The organism is Sphaerisporangium sp. NPDC051011 (genome assembly GCF_040653595.1).
GTDB lineage: Bacteria > Actinomycetota > Actinomycetes > Streptosporangiales > Streptosporangiaceae > Sphaerisporangium.
The window spans coordinates 73,120-91,586 of sequence record NZ_JBFAGG010000010.1 but is presented as its reverse complement, the minus strand read 5'-3'; the positions used below and the strand labels follow the sequence as shown (position 1 = coordinate 91,586).

22 protein-coding genes are annotated in these 18,467 nt (G+C 70.4%); 11 read left to right on the top strand and 11 right to left on the bottom strand.

From position 1 onward, the window contains the following. Positions 1 to 123 precede the first annotated feature (123 nt). From AB0H21_RS23450 to AB0H21_RS23435, 4 genes are all read left to right on the top strand, one after another. The gene (locus tag AB0H21_RS23450) at positions 124 to 1,626 is read left to right on the top strand and encodes a phenylacetate--CoA ligase family protein (RefSeq protein ID WP_358520037.1); all 1,503 of its coding nucleotides are present in this window, start codon (positions 124 to 126) and stop codon (positions 1,624 to 1,626) included. 330 nt (positions 1,627 to 1,956) lie between these two features. After that, the gene (locus AB0H21_RS23445) at positions 1,957 to 2,562 is read left to right on the top strand and encodes a hypothetical protein (RefSeq protein WP_358520035.1); all 606 of its coding nucleotides are present in this window, start codon (positions 1,957 to 1,959) and stop codon (positions 2,560 to 2,562) included. Positions 2,563 to 2,632: 70 nt separating this feature from the next. Continuing rightward, positions 2,633 to 3,577 (top strand): universal stress protein, encoded by a 945-nt coding sequence (locus tag AB0H21_RS23440; RefSeq protein WP_358520033.1) that lies wholly within the window; start codon positions 2,633 to 2,635, stop codon positions 3,575 to 3,577. Then, entirely contained in the window at positions 3,574 to 4,764 is a 1,191-nt protein-coding gene (locus AB0H21_RS23435) for a site-2 protease family protein (protein WP_358520032.1), read from the top strand. The genes AB0H21_RS23440 and AB0H21_RS23435 overlap by 4 nt, the downstream gene beginning before the upstream one ends. 40 nt (positions 4,765 to 4,804) lie before the next feature. Here the strand turns inward: AB0H21_RS23435 and AB0H21_RS23430 are convergent, their stop codons facing one another. Continuing rightward, the gene (locus AB0H21_RS23430; protein WP_358520030.1) at positions 4,805 to 5,863 is read right to left on the bottom strand and encodes a PP2C family protein-serine/threonine phosphatase; all 1,059 of its coding nucleotides are present in this window, start codon (positions 5,861 to 5,863) and stop codon (positions 4,805 to 4,807) included. Between the two features lie 568 nt (positions 5,864 to 6,431). Further along, positions 6,432 to 6,662: a DUF2277 domain-containing protein gene (locus tag AB0H21_RS23425; protein WP_358520028.1), complete on the bottom strand. Its 231-nt coding sequence runs from the start codon at positions 6,660 to 6,662 to the stop codon at positions 6,432 to 6,434. Between the two features lie 278 nt (positions 6,663 to 6,940). Here AB0H21_RS23425 and AB0H21_RS23420 point away from each other — a divergent pair, with 278 nt between their 5' ends. Continuing rightward, a complete protein-coding gene (locus tag AB0H21_RS23420; protein ID WP_358520026.1) occupies positions 6,941 to 7,273 on the top strand; it encodes a hypothetical protein in 333 nt (110 codons plus the stop codon). Between the two features lie 18 nt (positions 7,274 to 7,291). Next, complete coding sequence (locus AB0H21_RS23415; RefSeq protein ID WP_358520024.1) at positions 7,292 to 7,810, top strand: hypothetical protein; 519 nt, start codon at positions 7,292 to 7,294, stop codon at positions 7,808 to 7,810. Positions 7,811 to 7,901: 91 nt separating this feature from the next. On the opposite strand, the gene AB0H21_RS23410 is transcribed toward AB0H21_RS23415, so the two are convergent. The 3 genes from AB0H21_RS23410 to AB0H21_RS23400 form a co-directional block, all read right to left on the bottom strand. Next, positions 7,902 to 8,492, bottom strand: a complete 591-nt coding sequence (locus tag AB0H21_RS23410) for a hemerythrin domain-containing protein (RefSeq protein ID WP_358520022.1) — start codon at positions 8,490 to 8,492, stop codon at positions 7,902 to 7,904. Positions 8,493 to 8,631: 139 nt separating this feature from the next. After that, the gene (locus AB0H21_RS23405; protein ID WP_358520020.1) at positions 8,632 to 8,850 is read right to left on the bottom strand and encodes a hypothetical protein; all 219 of its coding nucleotides are present in this window, start codon (positions 8,848 to 8,850) and stop codon (positions 8,632 to 8,634) included. 130 nt (positions 8,851 to 8,980) lie between these two features. Continuing rightward, a complete protein-coding gene (locus AB0H21_RS23400) occupies positions 8,981 to 10,597 on the bottom strand; it encodes a cellulase family glycosylhydrolase (RefSeq protein ID WP_358520018.1) in 1,617 nt (538 codons plus the stop codon). A gap of 326 nt (positions 10,598 to 10,923) precedes the next feature. Here AB0H21_RS23400 and AB0H21_RS23395 point away from each other — a divergent pair, with 326 nt between their 5' ends. Continuing rightward, positions 10,924 to 11,820: a maleylpyruvate isomerase N-terminal domain-containing protein gene (locus tag AB0H21_RS23395; protein ID WP_358520015.1), complete on the top strand. Its 897-nt coding sequence runs from the start codon at positions 10,924 to 10,926 to the stop codon at positions 11,818 to 11,820. Between the two features lie 202 nt (positions 11,821 to 12,022). Here the strand turns inward: AB0H21_RS23395 and AB0H21_RS23390 are convergent, their stop codons facing one another. From AB0H21_RS23390 to AB0H21_RS23370, 5 genes are read right to left on the bottom strand one after another with little or no spacing between them, the layout of a single operon-like run. Beyond that, on the bottom strand, positions 12,023 to 12,478 hold the full coding sequence (locus AB0H21_RS23390; protein ID WP_358520013.1) for a hypothetical protein: 456 nt from the start codon (positions 12,476 to 12,478) through the stop codon (positions 12,023 to 12,025). Then, on the bottom strand, positions 12,478 to 12,771 hold the full coding sequence (locus AB0H21_RS23385; RefSeq protein ID WP_358520011.1) for a hypothetical protein: 294 nt from the start codon (positions 12,769 to 12,771) through the stop codon (positions 12,478 to 12,480). Before AB0H21_RS23385 ends, AB0H21_RS23390 begins: the two co-directional genes overlap by 1 nt. Further along, a complete protein-coding gene (locus AB0H21_RS23380) occupies positions 12,768 to 13,193 on the bottom strand; it encodes a hypothetical protein (RefSeq protein WP_358520008.1) in 426 nt (141 codons plus the stop codon). Before AB0H21_RS23380 ends, AB0H21_RS23385 begins: the two co-directional genes overlap by 4 nt. Further along, entirely contained in the window at positions 13,190 to 13,480 is a 291-nt protein-coding gene (locus tag AB0H21_RS23375) for a hypothetical protein (protein WP_358520005.1), read from the bottom strand. Before AB0H21_RS23375 ends, AB0H21_RS23380 begins: the two co-directional genes overlap by 4 nt. Continuing rightward, positions 13,477 to 13,911 (bottom strand): hypothetical protein, encoded by a 435-nt coding sequence (locus AB0H21_RS23370; RefSeq protein ID WP_358520002.1) that lies wholly within the window; start codon positions 13,909 to 13,911, stop codon positions 13,477 to 13,479. Before AB0H21_RS23370 ends, AB0H21_RS23375 begins: the two co-directional genes overlap by 4 nt. 240 nt (positions 13,912 to 14,151) lie before the next feature. On the opposite strand from AB0H21_RS23370, the gene AB0H21_RS23365 reads away from it, so the two are divergent. Continuing rightward, positions 14,152 to 15,474, top strand: a complete 1,323-nt coding sequence (locus AB0H21_RS23365; RefSeq protein WP_358519999.1) for an XRE family transcriptional regulator — start codon at positions 14,152 to 14,154, stop codon at positions 15,472 to 15,474. Positions 15,475 to 15,714: 240 nt separating this feature from the next. Beyond that, a complete protein-coding gene (locus AB0H21_RS23360) occupies positions 15,715 to 16,092 on the top strand; it encodes a PPOX class F420-dependent oxidoreductase (RefSeq protein WP_358519996.1) in 378 nt (125 codons plus the stop codon). Positions 16,093 to 16,120: 28 nt separating this feature from the next. On the opposite strand, the gene AB0H21_RS23355 is transcribed toward AB0H21_RS23360, so the two are convergent. Further along, complete coding sequence (locus tag AB0H21_RS23355; protein WP_358519994.1) at positions 16,121 to 16,987, bottom strand: SDR family oxidoreductase; 867 nt, start codon at positions 16,985 to 16,987, stop codon at positions 16,121 to 16,123. A gap of 281 nt (positions 16,988 to 17,268) precedes the next feature. On the opposite strand from AB0H21_RS23355, the gene AB0H21_RS23350 reads away from it, so the two are divergent. After that, a complete protein-coding gene (locus AB0H21_RS23350) occupies positions 17,269 to 18,165 on the top strand; it encodes a LysR family transcriptional regulator (protein ID WP_358519992.1) in 897 nt (298 codons plus the stop codon). 54 nt (positions 18,166 to 18,219) lie between these two features. Further along, positions 18,220 to 18,411: a hypothetical protein gene (locus tag AB0H21_RS23345; RefSeq protein WP_358519990.1), complete on the top strand. Its 192-nt coding sequence runs from the start codon at positions 18,220 to 18,222 to the stop codon at positions 18,409 to 18,411. Positions 18,412 to 18,467: the final 56 nt, after the last annotated feature.

Here is an 18,467-nt window from a genome sequence, read left to right as displayed (position 1 = left end):
GAATCGCAACGTTTTCATGACTCCCTCCTGACACATCCGTCAGCCTCGGTACCACGGGAAACGGGACCTGACCGGCGGAACCTGAGAAGCTTGATCCCGGTCCCCGAACGCAATGGAGCCGCCGTGTTCGACGAAGATCGTCCCGGTCGCGTGCTGGCCGGGCTGCGCGAGTTCTACGACGCCCGCCCGGCCGCGACCCCCGGCCCCGGCGCCGAGACGGCGCTGGCCCTGTTCCACGACGTGGCCGCGACCGTCCCCGCCTACGGGAGCTTCCTTCGCGGCCACGGGATCGACCCGGCCGCCGTCCGCACCGTCGAGGACTTCGCGCGCCTGCCTCTGCTGGACAAGGAGTCCTACCACCGCCGCCACCCGCTGCCGCAGTTGTGCCGGCACGGGCGGCTGGACGCCTGCGACATGGTCGCGGTCTCCTCCGGCTCGTCCGGCTCGCCGACCGTCTGGCCGAGGTCCGTCCTCGACGAGCGGCACGTCGCCGCCCGTTTCGAGCAGGTCTTCCGCGACGGCTTCCACGCCGCCGAGCGCACCACCCTCGCCGTCATCTGTTTCGCGCTCGGCAACTGGGTGGGCGGCATGTACACCGCCGCCTGCTGCCGCCACCTCGCCGCCAAGGGCTACCCGATCACCGTCGCCACGCCCGGCAACGACATGGACGAGATCCTGCGCGTCGTCGGCGAGCTCGGGCCGCACTTCGACCAGGTCGTGCTGCTCGGCTACCCGCCCTTCGTCAAGAACGTCGTGGACGCCGGGCTCGCCCGGGGCGTCGACTGGCCCGCGTACGGCATCCGCCTCGTGCTCGCCGGCGAGGTGTTCAGCGAACAGTGGCGCGACCTCGTCGGCCGCCGGGCGGGCATGACCGACCCCTGCCACGACTCGGCGTCGCTCTACGGCACCGCCGACGCGGGCGTGCTCGGAAACGAGACGCCGCTCAGCGTCCGCGTGCGCCGGTTCCTGGCGGGGCGTCCCGACGCGGCGCGCGAGCTGTTCGGCGACTCGCGGCTGCCCACCCTCGTGCAGTACGACCCGGTGAGCCGCTACTTCGAGGCGCGGGACGGCACGCTGCTGTTCACCGGCGACAACGGTGTCCCGCTGATCCGGTACCACATCGCCGACGAGGGCGGCATCGTGTCGTTCGCCGCGATGCTGGAGTTCTGCCGCAAGTACGACTTCGACCCCACCGTGGGGCACTGCGGGCGGGACGCGGCCGTGTCCGAGCTGCCCTTCGTGTACGTCTTCGGGCGCTCGCTGTTCACCGTGTCGTTCTTCGGGGCGAACGTCTACCCCGAGAACGTCACCGTCGGCCTGGAACGGGCCGACATCGGCGAGAAGGTCACCGGCAAGTTCGTACTGCTGGCCGAGGAGGACGCCGACCGCGACCGGCGCCTGTCGGTCGTCGTCGAGCTGGCGCCCGGCGTCCGGCCGGATCCGGCCCTCGTCCCGGTGATCGCCGAGTCGATCAGGAGCGAGCTCCTGCGGCTCAACAGCGAGTTCGCCCACTACGTCCCGCCGGACTACCAGACGCCGTCGGTGGTGCTGCGCGAGACCGGCGACCCGGAGTTCTTCCCTCCCGGGGTCAAGCACCGCTACACCCGCCCGGCCGGAACCAATTAAGCCCAGGAAATTCAGGTACGAGTCCGACATGCGGCCCGTCTGTGAGGTGAGTTTTGGATTTCTTTGAGCTTTCCGGCCCGCAGAGTGGGCAGTTCACGACCAGATCGTCACCAGCGGCGTGCCCGCGTGCGCGCGTGGCGCTCCGTCGGCGGGCCGGTATACCACCAGCCCCCGCGGCGTCGTACTTTAGGGGTTAGGTGGTCACCATGCGTAGGAACGCGCAGGTGGCGGGCAGGGTCGAACGTCCCGCCGCGAGACGTCGTAAGACCCTGCCGGGTCGCTCGTCCGTAGCCGACGCTGGATGAAGATTCCCTGACAGGGAGGTGCACTATGCGATCCTTGGCCAGGTGGACGACGCGGTGTGTTCGCCGTTATCGGTTCGACCACAACCCGCTGCGCCGGCGATCTGATCGGATCGAGGCCGTCGCGGTTCTCATCACCCTGCTGGCCCTGGTGCTCAGCCTGTGGCCCGCCCTCGTGGCCGCCGGCGCCGTGTACCAGCGAGGCCTGATGGCCGAGCGTGTGGAGCCGGGCCTGCGCCAGCCCGTGACGGCCGTCCTGCTGGAGGACGCCCACAGCACGAGCCCCGTCTCCTCCCAGGGAGCCGTGCTCGGGGTCAAGGCCAAGGCCCGCTGGATCCTGCCCGACGGAAGCGCCCGCGAGGGCGTGATCTCGGTGCCCCCGCACGCCAGGGCGGGCTCCTCGCTGGAGATGTACGTCGACGGTTCGGGCAAGCCCACGGCCGCCCCGCGCACGCACGCGCAGACGGTCGCGGACGCCACCGTCGCGTGCTTCGGCGTCGTCGCCGGGGCCGGGGGGCTGCTGTTCCTGAACCTCTCGCTCGTGCGCTGGATGCTGGACCGCCGCCGCTACGTCGAGTGGGAGAACGAGTGGAACGCCGTCCACGACCGCTGGCGGCGTCCGAGGCAGCCGTGAGCGACACGTCCCGGTACGGCCGGGAAGCGACGCCCTCGGGGTAGCAGCCGGGCCGCGGGGAGGAGGCACCATGAGTGGACACGTCACCGTGGGCGTCGACGGCTCGTCCGCCTCGATGGCCGCCGCCCGCTGGGCCGCCGACGACGCGCTGCGCCGCGCCGCCGGGCTGCGGCTCGTCCACGTCAGCGAGCCCTGGGCGTACATCCAGCCGCTGGCCGCGCCGCCAGGGTTCGAGGACTCCCTGGCCGAGGCGTCCCGCACGCTGCTCGCGCGGGCGGCCGTGGTGGCGCGCGAGCGCGTCCCGGGCCTGGAGGTCGAGGTGGTGCCCCGGCTGGGCGACATCCGCACCGAGCTGCTGCGCCAGGCGCGTGACGCCGAGACCCTGGTCGTGGGCCGCAGGGGGCACGGCGGGTTCCTCGATCTGGTGCTCGGCTCGGTGTCCATGGGCGTGGCCGGGCACGCCGCCTGCCCGGTGATCGTGGTCCCGCATCCGGACGACGGGCCGGAGCTCGAGGAGGCGCCCGCGGAGTACGGCGAGATCGTCGTCGGGCAGGACGGGGCGCCGGAGTCGGAGCCCGCGCTCCAGTACGCGTTCGAGGAGGCCGTGCGGCGGCGATGCCGGCTGCGCGCCGTCTACGCGTGGCAGGAGTCCGTCTTCCTGCCCATGATCGCCAGCTACACCCCCGACCTGGAACGGCTGTACGACCTCGGGCAGCGGGCCGCCAGGGAACAGCTCCTGCCGTGGGAGGAGAAGTACCCGCAGGTCGAGGTGCAGGAGTCGATGCTCCAGGCGCATCCGATCGAGGCGCTGTCGCTGGCGTCGGCCACGGCGGACCTGGTCGTCGTCGGGTCGCGAGGCAGGGGCGCGCTCGGCTCGGCCCTCCTCGGGTCCGTCGGCCACGGCGTGCTCCACCACGCGCGGTGTCCCGTCGCCGTCGTCCGGGTCTGCCGGGCTCCCGGCGACGACGCTGACGCCTCGCGGGGGGACGAGCGGAAGGAGGGCCAGGGCACATGAAACAGAGCCTGCGCCTCGGCCGCGTCGCGGGCATCCCCGTGGGAGCCCACTGGTCCACGCTGCTGATCGTGCTCCTGATCGGGGGAGTGCTGGCGAGCACGGTGCTGCCGCAGGCGATCCCCGGCCAGCCCCCGGCCCGCTACTGGGTGGTCGCCGCCTTCACCGCGCTCCTGTTCCTGGCCTCCCTGCTGGCGCACGAGCTGGCGCACGCCCTCGTCGCCCGCCGCAGGGGCGTGCCGGTCAACTCGATCACCTTGTGGCTGCTCGGCGGGGTCACCGAGTTCGCCGGGGAGTCCAGGACGCCGAGGGACGAGTTCCGTATCGCCGTGTCCGGGCCGCTGGTCAGCCTGATCCTGGGCGGCGTGTTCCTTCTCGGCGCCACGCTGCTCGCCGGTCCCGCGCTGATCGTGGCCGCCGTCCGCTGGCTGGCGCTGATGAACGGCGTGCTGGCCGTCTTCAACATGTTCCCCGGGGCGCCCCTGGACGGCGGGCGGGTGCTGCACGCCGCCCTGTGGCACCGGAGCGGGGACCGGGCGCGCGCCGACCGGGCGGCCTCCCGAGCCGGGCAGGGCCTCGGCATGGGGCTGATCGCCGTCGGAGCCGCGCAGCTCGTCCTCGACGCCTGGACGGGCGGCCTGTGGATGATGCTGATCGGCTGGTTCCTCGTCAGCGCAGCCCGGGGTGAGGGCATGATCAGGGCCGCGCAGCAGGGGCTCGAGGGGTGGCGGGTCCGCGACGTGATGACGCCGTCGCCGGACGTGGCCCCCTCCTGGCAGGACGTCGACGAATTCATCGCCACCACCGCGCTGCGCTCCCGCCAGAGCGTGTTCCCCGTGGTCGACTTCGCCGGGGGGTCGGCGGGGGTGCTCACGCTGCAGGCCCTCACGCAGGTCCCTCCCGAGCGGCGGCACGACCTGCGGGTCGCCATGCTGGCGCGCCCGCTGACGCCCGAGCACCTGATGTCCCCGGACGACGACGCCGGGCGCATCCTGGAGCGGTCCGCGTCCTCGGGTGAGCTGATGGCCGTGGTCACCGAGGCGGGTCACGTCGTGGGCATGGTCACCAAGGCGGACTTCACCCGCGCCCTCCAGCAGGCCGTGCTGCGGATGATGACCGGTCCCGAGCGCACGCCGGACGCGCGGCCCGGCCAGCAGGGCGAGGCCCTGCCCGACGGTCCCGGCGGCTGAGGCCCGTCCCCCGGTGGGACATGTTCTCAGCCGCTCGGGGTCACCCGTCGCGGAAGCGGAGCAGCAGCATCGCCGCGTCGTCGTGCAGGGGAGCGTCGACGTGGTGGACCAGGTCGAGCCTGAGCGCCTCCAGCGCGGCCTCCGGGTCGTCGTCCTTGAGCAGGAACGCCCGATCGGCGAGGGGGTAGAACCGTCCGGCGCGGTCGCGCGCCTCGATCACCCCGTCGGTGTAGAGCAGGATCTGGTCTCCGGGGCCGAACGCGACCTGGTGGGGGTTCGGACCCTCGACCTTCAGGGAGGCGAGGCCCAGCGGCGGCGCGTTGTCCTCCGGCTCGGCCAGCGTGATCTTCCCGTCCGCGTGGATGATCAACGGCGGCGGGTGCCCGTAGTTGAGCAGGGTCAGCTTCCCGGCCGGGTCGGCGTCCACGAGGATCGCGGTGACGAACTCCTCGCCGGACAGCCGCCGGTTGAGCGCCTTCTCCAGGCGGCCGCTGACGCCGCGCAGGTCCGGCTCGTCGTGGGCGGCCTCGCGGAACGCGCCGAGCACGAGCGCGGCGGTCTCGACGGCCTCCAGCCCCTTGCCCTGGACGTCGCCGACGATGGCGCGCACGCCGCCGGGGCCGGTCACGACCTCGTACAGGTCGCCGCCGATGCGGGCCTCGGCGTTGGCCGAGGTGTACGAGACGGCCGCCCGTAAATGGCCGGCGCGGCGGGGGACCGGCCTGAGCAGCACTCTCTGGGCGACCTCGGCCACCGAGCGGACGGTCGCCAGCTCGCGCTCGCGCCGCTGGCGGCCCACCGTGGCGAGGATGCTCGCCGCGGTCACGCCGGTGGTGCTGACCAGGCTCATGTTGCTCTGGCGGTCGCCGAGCAGGCCGTTGTACCACGCGAGCAGCAGCGAGGTGATCAGCGCGACCACGCCGATCAGCACGGTGCGGCGCACGCCGCCGACCAGGCTGGCGAACGCGGGCCCGACGGCCAGCAGCGACAGATAGCCGAGGTCCGGGCCAGTCAGGACGTCGACCGCCGCGACGACGCCCAGGGACGCGAAGGGCAGCGCGCCCATGAGCCATTGCGTTGTGCGGTTCACCTCGGTCATCGGCACTCCACAGCCGTGACGGTCGGGGGGCGATTCAGGTCGCTCGTCACAGGGTGCCTCCGCGGGATTGGTCATTTCGGTCGAATGTCGACCAGACTTCCCGGTGCTCCGCGGCCACTGTAACAAGACCGGGAATCGGCGAACAGCAGGGCGACCTTACGTACGGGTCACAGGTATGAGCGGCGTGGACCGGATCGCGACGGGCGGGAGCGCGGCGCGGGACCGGAAAACCGTGTCGGGTGGGGCACGGTGTCGTCCGCATATGCCAACGGTGAATGGGATGAAAGTGGGGTAACTTTGACCATTTCGCGTCTACGTGAGCAAGCACTCGACGACCTCACAGGACCTACGAACCGGACGCCGGTGGGCGTCTGAAAGCCGGACCGAGCCTGCCCGAGCGCGATTCGCGCCGGGAGGTCTCTGAAGGGCTCATGAATCGAACCTTACTCTGGGATCAGCCAACTGGGACCGATTCGATATAGGTCTTGAAGTTTCCACGCACAGAACGGGGCCTATAACCCGATGCTGCGAAATATGTGGATCAAATGGGAAATTGCGGTGAGATCATTCAGGACGTCACCCCGTCCCGGGCCACGGGCCTGAGGTGCAGGTCGTTTAGCAGGGCCTGCGTCGCCACCGCGATCGTCTCGACGGCGCGGTCGAACGCCTCGGCGTTGCGGGCGGATGGGGCGCGGAACCCCGAGATCTTGCGGACGTACTGCAGGGCCGCGGCCCGCACGTCCTCGTCGGTGACGTCGCTGGTGTAGGGCTCGCGCAGGGTTTTGATGCTTCGGCACATGGAATGGACCGTACGTCATCCGAGGCGGTTGCCGCGGTTCAGGCCAGGCGGGTTCGGGCGGGCGGCGTGGGTTCGGGGCGGCCGGGTTCGGGCAGGCGGCCCGGGCTCAGGGTGGCCGGGTTCGGGTGGGCGGCCCAGGCTCAGGGCAGCCGCGCGGTGCCTGCGCGCGTCCGGGGACATACCACCGGAATCCGGAAGGAGGAAAGTCCAGGTCAACCGGGGTTACCGGACAGGTCGGCAGGGGGATGTCCTAATCGTCCAGACTCAGGAGGCTCGCCATGGCGCAGACGACGACCGCCGCCCCACCCCGCCAGACGCGTGCCCGGACGGCGGCCACGACCCGGCGTACCCCCTCCGGCGCCGCCCCCACCCGTCGGCACCACCGCCTTCCCGTGGGCGTCATGTACGAGTTCAGGCTGCCGTTCATCGGCACAGTGGTGTCGATCCCGTCGATCGAGAGGCTCACGTACTACGCGGCCCTCGCGGCGCTGGTGGCGTTCCGGCTCATCGACTGGCGGCTGGCCCTGATCATCGGCTTCGGGCACGCCCTCGCCGAGCAGAACCTGTTCCGCTCGCTCAAAGGCATCGGTCAGGCGGCCGAGGCCGTCTAGGAAGGGCCGGTGCGGCCCATGAGCGGATCGTCCGTCCGCCGGCTCGTCGCGGCGGGGGCCCTGGCCGGCGCGGCGGGGACGACCGCGCTCTACACGGTCACCTACCTGGACCAGATCGCTCGGGGACGGCCTTCCAGCGGCCTGCCCGCGCAGACCGCGCGGAAGCTCGCCGGGACGGTGGGCGTCGACTTCGGTGAGGACGAGCGCGCGCGCAGCCGCGAGGAGGGTGCGGGCGCGCTGCTCGGCATCCTGGTGGGGGTCGGCCTCGGGGTGGCGTACGGGCTGCTCGGGGGCATCGTTCAGCGGGTTCCGGCGCCGGTGGCGGGTGTGGGGCTCGGCCTGGTGGCGACGGTGGCGGCCGACGCGCCGATGACGCTGCTCGGGCTCACGGACCCGCGTACCTGGGGGGTCGGGGGGTGGCTGTCGGACCTCGTCCCTCACGTGACGTACGGGTTGGTGACCGTGTACGCGTTCCAGATGATGGCCGGGGAGCGCGGCGGTCGCCGCGCGGGCGGGGGCGGTAGGGGGCCGTCCTAATGAGGGCGCGGCCGTAGTATTCACGACTTTCCCTGTTTACGGCGATCTGGAAGCGTGTGCGCGACCCCTCCGGGGCCGCGCACAAAACCGCTCAGCGGCCCTCCTTCTTCCCCATTGCCTTCCGGATGACGTCCCGGGCCCGGTCCATGATCGCGGCCGGCGTCCCCATGACGATGTTCTTCGTCGCCGACTCCCTCCCGGGATGCGGATGCGTCGGGGCGAGGGACTCGGCCGCCTTGACGCCGAGCGCCATGGTCCGGCGCTCGCTGTCGCTGGTCTTCCTGACCAGCTCGGCGAACTCGTAGCGCTCCTCGTTGTCCGCGTGCTCGATCACGGACGTGCGCAGCTTCGTCAGGTTGGCGGTGAAGGACGCGTCGTCGGTGCCCTTCTCCTCCATGATCGTGAGAAGCTGCTTGGTCTCTTTCTCCTCGCGCAGGCGTGCCTCCACGATGGCGTCCCCGTCGTCGATCGTCCGCCGGGCGTACGGATGGACGATCTCCTCCTCGGCCGTCTCGTGCACGGCGAGCAGGCGGACGAGCCGCTCGAAGGACTCCGCCCGCGCGCCGCCGGTCGCCCGCTCCACCTCGTCGAGCAGGCCCTTGATCATCTCGTGCTGGTGGATGAGCAGCGCGACGACGTCGTTCTCGTCCATCAGTTCAGGAATCGTCTTGCCCTCTGCCATGAGATCCCCCCGTAGTTCACTGCTGTCGTGATGGAACGGCCGGTTTCCTGGCGCGGCCGGTGTCATGGTGGAACGGCCGGCAGCCGCCGCTGGTCCGGTGGCCGCCGGCCGTCACCCGGCACGATGGTGGGCGCCCGGCCTACTTGGTGCTGTCCGCGAGGTCGGTGAGCGCCACGGCGGTGCGGAAGTATTTGTTCCTGCCGAGGTCCCCGACCGTGTTGATCCTGAACGCTTCCTTGAGGAGCTTGGCATCGCCGTCACTGACCCCGGCCAGCGCCGATACGGGCGCCTTGACGATCTCCGGGAGGGTCTTGTCCTCGTACTCCTTGTCGAGGAGCTTGGCCAAATCCGCCGTCACTGCCATGGATCCCCCACTGATGTTCCCGTCCCGGCGGGAGTGCCGGGCAATGGAAACCTTCCCCGCCGGGCCGGGAAACAGGGATATGTCCTGATAAGAGACGGCAAAGAGGCAGTAGTGAGGAGGGTTGTCAGGAACAGGTGTAGTCGGTCGGAACCTTGGTGTCGCCGTCCGGTCGGCTTGCCTGGAACCCGAAGCTCGCCGAGGCATTCGGCGCCAGCGACCCGTTGTACGCCGCGTTGCGCGCCGTCACCGACTGCCCGGACACCGTCGTCTGCGTGCTCCACGAGTTGGAGAGCGTGTGGCCGGCCGGCAGCGTGAACTTCACCGTCCAGCCGGTGATGCCCGCGGTGCCGGTGTTGGTGACCGTCACCTGCACGACGTAGCCGTTGCCCCACTGGCTCTGCGTGGCGGCGTTGACCGTGCAGGTGCCCCCGCCGCCGCCTCCGGCCGTGGTGGTGAACGTGACCAGCGCCGAATCGGGGGACACGTTGCCCGCGCCGTCGCGCGCCCGCACGTACACCTGGTACTGCGTGCTCGGCGTCAGCCCGGTCAGGGTGATCGAGTTCGTGGTGCTCTGCCCGAGTCGCGTGTCGGTGGCGCCCTGCTCGCGGTAGACGTCGTACCCGGCGAGGCCCGAGCCGCCCGCGTCGGTGGAGGCCGTCCAGGTGAGGGTCGCGCCCGTGGAGGTCACGGCGGAGGCCGTGGGCGTGCCGGGCCTGGTCGGAGGGGTCGTGTCCGGCGTGGTGCCCCCGAAGATCGTCGCCTCGCGGGAGGTCTGCCTGATGCCGTCGGCGCCGTTGAAGATGCGCTGCCCCCACGTGGTCAGGGCCGCCGCGTTGAAGTTGGTGACCATGTCGAGGTACTCGACGCCGCCGCCGTTGCCGCTCCACGACCAGCCGATGTACCCGACGCCGCGCGCCCGGGCCTGCGCCATGATCGTGTCCTCGTCCGGGTTGCCGTCCGAGTGCATGTCGCCGAACTCGCCGATCACCAGCGGCAGCCGGGCCGTCCGGAAGGCGTCGAGGTAGGCGTTGATCTCCGCCGCCGTGTCGAAGACCCCGTACATGTGAATGGAGAAGACGGTGTTGTGCTGCGGGTCGGCGTTGAAGACGCTCGCCGCCGTGTCGCGCATGGTGAAGCCCCAGTCCTGGCCCCAGTTGGGCGCGTCCATCATGAGCAGGTGCTGGAAGCCGGCGTTGCGCATCCGGGTGATGGCGCTGGTCGTGGCCTGGGTCCAGTTCGGGGTGACGGCGTTGTTGCCGAACGGTTCGTTGCCGATGTTGATGACGACGTGGTTCTCCTGGCCGGTGAGCGCGCTCTGGACGCTGATCCAGTAGTTGACCGCCGCGTCCAGCGTGATGGCGCCGCTCTGCTCGCCGTACCCGGTCGTGTCGTGGTTCTCCAGCACGCAGATCAGGCGGTTGGCCTTGCACTGGGCGACCACGTTGGCCACGTCGGCGGCGTTGTTGGCGGGCCACCGCCCGCCGCTGAGCACCACGCGCACGGTGTTGGCGCCGAGGGACTTGATCCCGGCGAGCGAGGAGGTCGTCTGGGAGGTGTACCAGGCGTGGGGGTGGCTCACGCCGCGCATGAGGAAGGTGCTGCCGTTCGCCTCGACGATGTCGGTGCCGCTGACGCGAAGGCCCACGGCGGCGTGGGCCGGGCTCGCGGCGGCGAGCATCGAGACCAGGAGGGCGAGGGCAGAGAGCAACGCTCCCCCCGCCGTCCGGAGTCGTGGTGTCATGGTCGCCTTTCCTGTGCATTAACCGGTTACGTATGGGAGCGCTCCCATCCTGGGGAGGAGTTACGGGGAAGTACAGAAGCCCGGGTCCGCGAGGCCCGTCCCCGGCATGAGCGACCCGCCGCCGCGACCCGTCCCGCCTGCGCGGACGCGTTCCGCGCCACGGCGGTGACCCGCTCGGCCCAGCGCGAAACGCTGAAAGTTTCAGGTGCCGGGAGGTGCCCCTTAGGACATCCGCCGATCCGGGCCAGGGTGCGCACGCGGGAAGAACCACGCCGTGGAGCCCGGTGTTAGCGTGATCGTGATCCGGACGAAGGGGGACGATTGCCGTGTCCAGATCCCATGAACAGTGGCAGACCGTCCGCGCGACGGTGGAAGAGGTCGGCGACCGCTTCGCCCGCCTGCTGACCGCCGCCCCGCCCCAGGCGATGGCGACGCGCGACTGGACCGTCGCCGAGACCGGCGCACACGTCGCGTCCATCGCGCGCCTCTACACCGCCATCGTGCGCGACGACGGCTCCCCGCACCCGTACCCCGAGCTCGCGGGGCCGATCGCGAACACCAACGTCGACACCGTGGCCGACGTCAACGACCTCGCCCTCCGCTCCTACCCCGAGCGTGACCCCGTCGAGCTGGCCCGGCGGCTGCGCGCCGACCTCGCCGAGGTCCTGCGCATCACCGAGCACCTGGACCCGGAGACGCCCATCCCCTGGCTCGGCGAGGCCCGCGTCCCGATCGCCGGGGTGCTCGCCCACATCGTCAACGAGATGCACCTGCACGGCTGGGACATCGCCCGCGCCGTCCGCGTGCCGTGGACGATCCCGCCGCGCGAGGCCGCCCTGTTCTTCGACCTGTTCCTCATCGGGATGATCCGCGGGGACTACGGGCGGCTCATGGAAACGGCCGGGCCCAAGCGGCGCGGGCGCATCGCCGTCCAGTTCCACTCCCGGTACACCGCCCCGGCCACTCTCGTGCTGCACGACGGACGGGTGTCGGCCGTGGACCCCGGCCCCGGAACCGACATCCACCTGCGCTTCGACCCCCCGACCCTCAACCTCATGCTGTTCGGCCGCGTCAGCCGCCCGAAGGCCGTCCTCACCGGCAAGATCGCCGCGTGGGGCCCCCGCCTGTGGCTGCTCCCGCCGTTCCTGCGCGAGGTCCGCCTCCCGGCCAACCGCCGCCCCCGCCGCCACTACGCCACCCCCGAAGCCGCACTCGACACCTGATGTCCCGAACCCGCCTCCGGGGCGCGGCGGTGCTCTGGAGGAAGAGCGAGGAATGAGCCCTTCCGAGCGACGACGGGAGAACATCGCCTGAAGGGCGCCCCGAACCGCCATGCCGGGGGCGCGGCCATAGACACGGCCGCCGCATTCTGGAAGATGTAGGGATCACGGCTCTGGTAGGGAACCCGCCTGCTCGGCCCTGTGGTCATCCTTCGAACCGGAGAATCTCCTCAACCCGCGTCGCGAGATCGGGCTCCGCCGTCAGCAACCCGATGAACGCAAGCCCGCGACCTTTCACAGGACGGGCTCCCGCTTGCCGAAGGAACTCGTCGGCGGCGGTGCGCAGGTCGGGGAAGCGGCCCAGATGGTTTCTGACCGTGATCGGGCTCTTGCCGAGCTGCTCGGCGGCTTTGGGGATGGACAGCCCAGCGGCCAGGAGTGGTGGCAACCTGGAGTGCCAGCTGGTGTCCGGAGCGGGCCCGTGCAGTCCGCGGGCCCGTACGCGCGTCGCCTCTTCGTGGAAGGCCTTTTCGGCGCGGAAGTGCTGGTTGAGGGTCGCGGGACTCACCCCCAGCTTTCGCACCGCCGCTCTGAAACACAGCCCGTCCTTCACCAGGCGCAGGAACTCCGCGTGCCAGCCGGTGTCTCGACGCCTGGCCATCACCGGGCCTGGCCCAGCAGGATGCGCTCCCACAGGTCCGCTACGTCCACGTACGGCAATCGGGAGGTCTGGACCCTCGTCTCACCGGGGCCGGTGCGTTCGACGTAGCCCCGGCCGGCGGCGGTGACCAGGTAGTACACGACCGGGCGGCACTCGCACGTCCAGCGCAGCACCCTGCGCCGGGCCACGGTCCGGTAAGCGGGCAGCCAGTCGATCGCCTCGCTGTCGGGTCCGGCATCAGGGACGTGCGGACCGTGCCCGGCGGTGCCGTCCGTCGCCTTCAGCGCCGTCACCGCCCACCGTCCTCTCTCCGCTGGCCGCCGCCCTCGCTTCGCCGGCCGTCCTCTCTGCGGCTGTCGGCGACCACGGCGGCGCAGTCACGGCACATCAGTACGCCGGGCATCCAGATGACGCGTGATCCGGAAATGTCGACCACCCGCGCCCGGGTGTCACAGGCCGTGGAGGCCAGGGCACCGGGTACGGCGGACGACCATGGCACTGCGTGCTCGATCCAGGACAAAAGGACCATTGCCACGGCGAACAACCGGCCGCCGTCAGCCGTACGACCCGCGCCCTCCGCCGGCGCCGACACCGGGGGCACGCTGCCGCTGGGAAAGTAGCCACCAACCGAGATACCCGCGGACGGCCCGAACCCGTACGGATCGCCCGCCTCATGCTCGACGGGCTCGGGCAGTTCTCTCTCTGTGCCGGTCATGCGACCCACGCCCACGGGCCGCCGACCTTCACCATCGCGCCGAGTTCGGCCTCGCGCATCAGCTCGCGCAGCTCCTCCACGGACGTCGCCTCGACGCGCAGGGGTTCCGGGCTGCGCCAGGCCGCGATGGCGAGGAAACGTCGGCTGCCCACACCGTACGAGATGCACCACGCGGGCTCCATCTGGTCGAGCTGGTGGGCCGCCGCCCGTTTCGCCAGGTCCCAGCGCCGTGAGTCCACCTGGACGGGCGGCGTGCCGACCCGATGCCGTCCGGGCTCCCGGCTCACGCCGCCACCCCACGGCCGTACCCATCCCGCCGGTACGCCTCCTGCTGGTTCGGCCCACGCGCGTACGGCTCCCGCTGCTGGTACGGCTCCCGCGCGTACGGTCGGGGCCGGTACGTCTGAGGCCGGTACGTCTGGGGGCGGTACGACTCACGCCGGACGGCCGGCGGCGGGTCCTGACCGTGGGAGGCGGCGACGGGGACGGGTCGTGCGTGCCTTCCGGAATACGGGTCGGCGGACGGAGGGACCATCCTCGGGCGTACGGGCGCCGCCGAGGGGAGCGAGTCGCACAGGCCGAGCCGACGCCGCGCGTCCAGCCGGGCACGCATCTGGGCAGCCGTCGGCTGCTCCCACTCGTGGTGACGCCGATGCGGCAGGCTCGCGGCGTCATGAGCGTACGGCGGATACCCGCACCACCGGCACCCGAGCGGCATCGGCGGAGCGTCGGCGGGGTGCCGCAGACGTATCAAACGCGCAACTGGCCGACTACCCAGAGTGGGGGCTTGGGGCATAGTCGCAGCTCCGATGTGATCAAGGGCCCGACCGGTCGCATCCGGCGCACGGGCCCGTCATTTCAGGGGGTGGATCTATCGAACGCTGCGTAACGTCGTTGCGACAGAGGATAACTTCGGATGGGTTGGCATATCCCCTGCATCCGTGTGAGGTGCGCGAACATGAACGAGCTCCCCACCTGGGCCGTCCGGCTTCGTGACCAGCGGCAATCGCGTGGCTGGTCCCTCCTCGACATGGCCCGCGGATTGTCCGAGGCCGCCGACGCCCGTACCCGGACCCACCTGCCGACGCGCGAGTCTTTGGTGCGAATGATCCGCTCTTGGGAGGCCGGAAAACACCGCCCTAGCGAGCCTTATCCAAGATTGTTCGCCGAGAGCTTCGCGATCCCCGAGGCGGCCCTCTTCGCGGATAACCCGGATAACCCGGATACGCCAGGGGAGGATACGTATCCGGGTTATCCCTCGCGCGAGACTCACCGGCTCCCCGAGGGCGTGCGTAGCCTGGACATAAGTCTCCCTACATGTGTGGACATGAGTGACATGCAACGTCGTGCAGCGATACAGCTTCTCGCCGCGATAAGCGCCGGGGCGGTCATCCCCGCCGGGGTCATGGAAACGGTCCTGTCCGGGGTCGAAGACGCTCTCAGGGACCACGCGGATGTGGACACCTGGGAGTCCGTCGTCGACGAGTACAACCACTTGGCCGACAAACGGCCGGTCGGTTCACTGATTGCGGATCTGACGGCGGACGTGGTCGCTGTCGGGCGGTTGATGAACAGAGGAAATCCGCCGCTGGTGCAGGCGGGACTGCTGCGTGTCAGCGCCGGCCTGGGGTGGATTTTGGCCTCGCAATTGGAGGACATCGGTGAGCGGCGAGCGGCCCGTGTCACCTGGAGTACTACCCGCCGTGCAGCTGATGCCAGTGGCGATCGGGACCTGATGGTGTGGGTGCGGGCCAAGGAGGCCAGCATGGCCCGGTGGAGTGGCCGGCCCGATTCCGTCACCCTTGCGCTGACCGACGAAGCGATCAGCCTCGCGAACGGCCACCCCTCCAGGGGACTCGCACGTGCTTGTGCGGTACGTGCGTCCCTCGCCGCGCGAAGGGGCGAAATGGGTGCCCAGGATGCATATGCCGCACTTAACGCTCTCTCGGACGCGACGAATCGCGCCGGGTCGGAAAGGAGCGTCTACTGGGCTCAGGCTTATGTGTACGTGCTGCTCGGCGACGGTCGTGCTACTTCAGCGATGGAAGCGGCATTCGACCCGGTCAGTCCAGAACACGTCTCCGAGTTGCACATGCTGCAAGCTCTGGACCTTGTGCGTCGGCGAGAAGTAGGGGAAGGTCTGCAGCAGGCCCTCGCAACCGTTCAGGCAAGACCGGCGAGCGTGGCACGACGTCATATGGCGGGCCAAATCCTCACAGCCTTGCCGGAGAAAGCCCGCAACCTGCCCGCCGCCCACGAACTGCGCGCGCTGACGGCGTGACGTCGCCCCTGCGAGGGCTTCCATGTTGCGTGTGAAGAGCGGTCACTCGCCAAGGTGGGCCGTGGAGCCGCCCGTTCGCGCCCACCTCGGACGAGGGCTCGCGAGGCGTGAACACCTCACGCGGCACACGGCACGAGACCGGCGCTGTACGAGACCCGCGCGGTACGCGAGCTCACGCAGCACGAGGGCGTGGGCCGCACGAGAGAGTGCGTGGCGTGGTGGCTCGTGCAGACTGGCGCCATGACCGTCATCGAGCAGATCGGCCAGGGCCGGAACGTCAGCCTGACCACGTTCCGCCGGGACGGGCGGAGCGTCGCGACCCCGGTGTGGTTCGTGGTGGACGGCGGGGAGCTGCTGGTCCTGACCAGGCCGGACAGCGGAAAGGTCAAGCGGATCCGCAACGGCGGCCGCGTACTGGTCGCCCCCTGCGACGGCCGGGGCCGCATCGCCGAGGGGGCGCCGTCCGCGGAGGCCACCGCGCGGATCCTGGACGAGGCGGGCACGGTCCACGTGCACGACCTGATGGCCCGCAGGTACTTCCCGGTCCGCCTGGCTGACCTGCTCGACACGCTGCGCCGACGCCGCCGTCCCCTGATCGGCATAGCCGTGACCGTCTGACGTCAGGCAGGTCGCACGCGGGTTGGGCTTAGTTCGGGGCGCTGAGAGAGCTCTCGATGACGGTACGGAACGGTGTGGTCGGGCGGCCCAGCAGCGCGGGGAGGGTCGGGTCGGTCGCGGCGAACTCTTTGTTGCGGCTCGCCGCGAAGAGACCCACAAGCATGTCGCCCAGGGCTTCGGGCAGGCCATGGGACGTCATGTTCGCACGGTACTCGTCGTCGCTGATGGTGACCCGGCGGACGGGGCGTCCGAGGACCTCCGAGGTGATGGACACCATGTCGTCGAGGTCGAGGGCCTCGGAAGCGGTCAGCGCCGGCGTGGGGCCGTCGAAGCGCCCCTCGTCGGTGAGGATGATCGCGGCCGCCTCGGCCAGGTCGGCGTGCGCGGTCCACGAGACCGGGCCGTCCTGAGGCGCGGCGACCTCACCCGTCGTGAGAGCCGCCCGCAGGTGCATGATCCCGGAGGACGCGTAAAAGCCGTTGCGCAAGGAGGTGTACGCCATACCCGACTCGCGCAGAATGGCCTCGGTGGCGGCGTGGTCGGGCATCGGTGGGAAGGGGGACGACGGGTTGGCCCCCATGTGGCTGGAGTAGAGCACGCGTCGCGCCCCGGCCTCGCGGGCGGCCTCGATCGCGTTGCGGTGACCGCGGACGGCTTCCTCCCCGATGGAATTGGCCGACACGATCAGCACCTGGGTCGCGCCCTCGAAGGAATGCACCAGGCTCGCGGGGTCGCTGTAGTCCGCCTGACGTACCCGGACTCCCCGCTTCCCGAGGTCATCCGCCTTGTTCGGGTCCCTGACGCTGACGCCGATGTGATCGGCGGGGTGGCGGGTGAGCAGTTGCTCGACGATCTGCCGGCCCAGCAGGCCGGTGGCTCCGGTAATGACGATCACGCAGTTTCTCCTAGTCAGTGGTGAGCGGAGCGAAGGAAACGACACGCGGCCAGGAAGGGGCGGCGCCCCCTGCCTGCGTCCGGCCGGATGCGTTTCGTGGGCGGCCCGAGCGAGGTGAGGGCACGTGCCAGGGCAGCGGAGAATAGGCCTGATACGCCGCGATCACCTTTCCTGGGCCGTCGAAACGGGGCTTCACAAGACCTGGAAGTCGGGATTCATCCTCAGGCCCGCCCCGATGAAACGGAATGACCAGGTCAGTCGAAGTCGTTACCCTGGAGGTAATGGACGCCTCCGCTGTGGACTCCCGCCTCCTGCGCTACTTCGTCGCGGTGGCCGAGGAGCTCAACTTCACGCGCGCCGCCGAGCGGCTCCACATCGCCACGCCGCCCCTGTCCCGGGCGATTCGCAAGCTGGAGGCGGAGCTAGGCGTCTCCCTCTTCCACCGCACCACCCACACGGTCGCGCTGACCCCGGCAGGCGAGGTGCTCCTCAAAGGGGCGAGGGTCGCTCTGGACGCGTTGGAGGCGGCCGTACGCCGAGCACAACGCACTGCCGACCCTCGGTTGGTGCTCACCGTCAAGACGGACAATGACGCCGGGCTGCTGGAAGCCATCCTGTCCAGGTACGCCTCGTACGCGTCGAGCACGAAGGCGCCGCCCGTCCACGTCAGGCTCAGCGGCTGGCGCGAACAGGCGCGGCTCGTCCGCCGGGGCGAAGCCGATGCCGCCCTCCTTTACGAGCCGTTCGACACGACCGGACTGGACCACGAAACGATCACTGTGGACCCCTGTGTGGTGGCGCTTCCCGCCGCGCATCCCCTGGCGTCCCAGCCGGCGGTCACGCTCGGGGAGCTGGACCTGCCGGGAGTCGAGGCCGGCCGTCCCGAGACCTTCCACAAGTACCTCGATACGATCGCCCACGAGCACCGCCTCCAGGACCTGACCCAGCTCCTCAAGCGCGTCGAACTCGGCGAGCTGATCACGCTGCTGCCCGCGTCCGTGGCGTCCCACTACCCTCGGCCGGGCATCGCCTACCGGCCGGTGCCCGACGCGCCGTCGGCGCGCCTCGCCATCGCCTGGCCCAAGGAGTCCCGTTCCCCCGCCATCGCCGCCTTGGTGCGCGCGGCCACGACATCCGCACGAGCCACGAGCACCGCCGCGGAGCAGCCGCCGGCTTGAGGCGCCGCTGACAGCTGCTCGCCGATCTGCGGAACCGGCAACAGGCTCAAGGGAGTGCTCACCGATCGGGACATCGTGGTCAAGGTCCTGGCGAAGGGTAAGGAGCCCAAGGCGTGCCTCGCCGGCTCCCTGGCCCGGGCCGAGGCGGTCACCATCGGTTTCGGCGAAAATCCGATCCAAGAAGAACCCCGTAGCGGTACATGCCGCCCGGGTTCTTTCAAAGAGGACCTTTCTGTCGGCTGCTGACTCGAGTGTGCGCTGGCCATTCCAAAGTTAGCGATTGGGGACAGTTCGAGCGATGA

Bases quoted from the DNA above. Each gene is read 5' to 3' on its own strand.
- AB0H21_RS23445 (WP_358520035.1), top strand. From the start codon at position 1,957: ATGCGATCCTTGGCCAGGTGGACGACGCGGTGTGTTCGCCGTTATCGG.
- AB0H21_RS23440 (WP_358520033.1), top strand. From the start codon at position 2,633: ATGAGTGGACACGTCACCGTGGGCGTCGACGGCTCGTCCGCCTCGATG.
- AB0H21_RS23435 (WP_358520032.1), top strand. From the start codon at position 3,574: ATGAAACAGAGCCTGCGCCTCGGCCGCGTCGCGGGCATCCCCGTGGGA.
- AB0H21_RS23430 (WP_358520030.1), bottom strand. From the start codon at position 5,863: ATGACCGAGGTGAACCGCACAACGCAATGGCTCATGGGCGCGCTGCCC.
- AB0H21_RS23425 (WP_358520028.1), bottom strand. From the start codon at position 6,662: ATGTGCCGAAGCATCAAAACCCTGCGCGAGCCCTACACCAGCGACGTC.
- AB0H21_RS23420 (WP_358520026.1), top strand. From the start codon at position 6,941: ATGGCGCAGACGACGACCGCCGCCCCACCCCGCCAGACGCGTGCCCGG.
- AB0H21_RS23415 (WP_358520024.1), top strand. From the start codon at position 7,292: ATGAGCGGATCGTCCGTCCGCCGGCTCGTCGCGGCGGGGGCCCTGGCC.
- AB0H21_RS23410 (WP_358520022.1), bottom strand. From the start codon at position 8,492: ATGGCAGAGGGCAAGACGATTCCTGAACTGATGGACGAGAACGACGTC.
- AB0H21_RS23400 (WP_358520018.1), bottom strand. From the start codon at position 10,597: ATGACACCACGACTCCGGACGGCGGGGGGAGCGTTGCTCTCTGCCCTC.
- AB0H21_RS23390 (WP_358520013.1), bottom strand. From the start codon at position 12,478: ATGGCCAGGCGTCGAGACACCGGCTGGCACGCGGAGTTCCTGCGCCTG.
- AB0H21_RS23380 (WP_358520008.1), bottom strand. From the start codon at position 13,193: ATGACCGGCACAGAGAGAGAACTGCCCGAGCCCGTCGAGCATGAGGCG.
- AB0H21_RS23370 (WP_358520002.1), bottom strand. From the start codon at position 13,911: ATGCCGCTCGGGTGCCGGTGGTGCGGGTATCCGCCGTACGCTCATGAC.
- AB0H21_RS23365 (WP_358519999.1), top strand. From the start codon at position 14,152: ATGAACGAGCTCCCCACCTGGGCCGTCCGGCTTCGTGACCAGCGGCAA.
- AB0H21_RS23360 (WP_358519996.1), top strand. From the start codon at position 15,715: ATGACCGTCATCGAGCAGATCGGCCAGGGCCGGAACGTCAGCCTGACC.
- AB0H21_RS23350 (WP_358519992.1), top strand. From the start codon at position 17,269: ATGGACGCCTCCGCTGTGGACTCCCGCCTCCTGCGCTACTTCGTCGCG.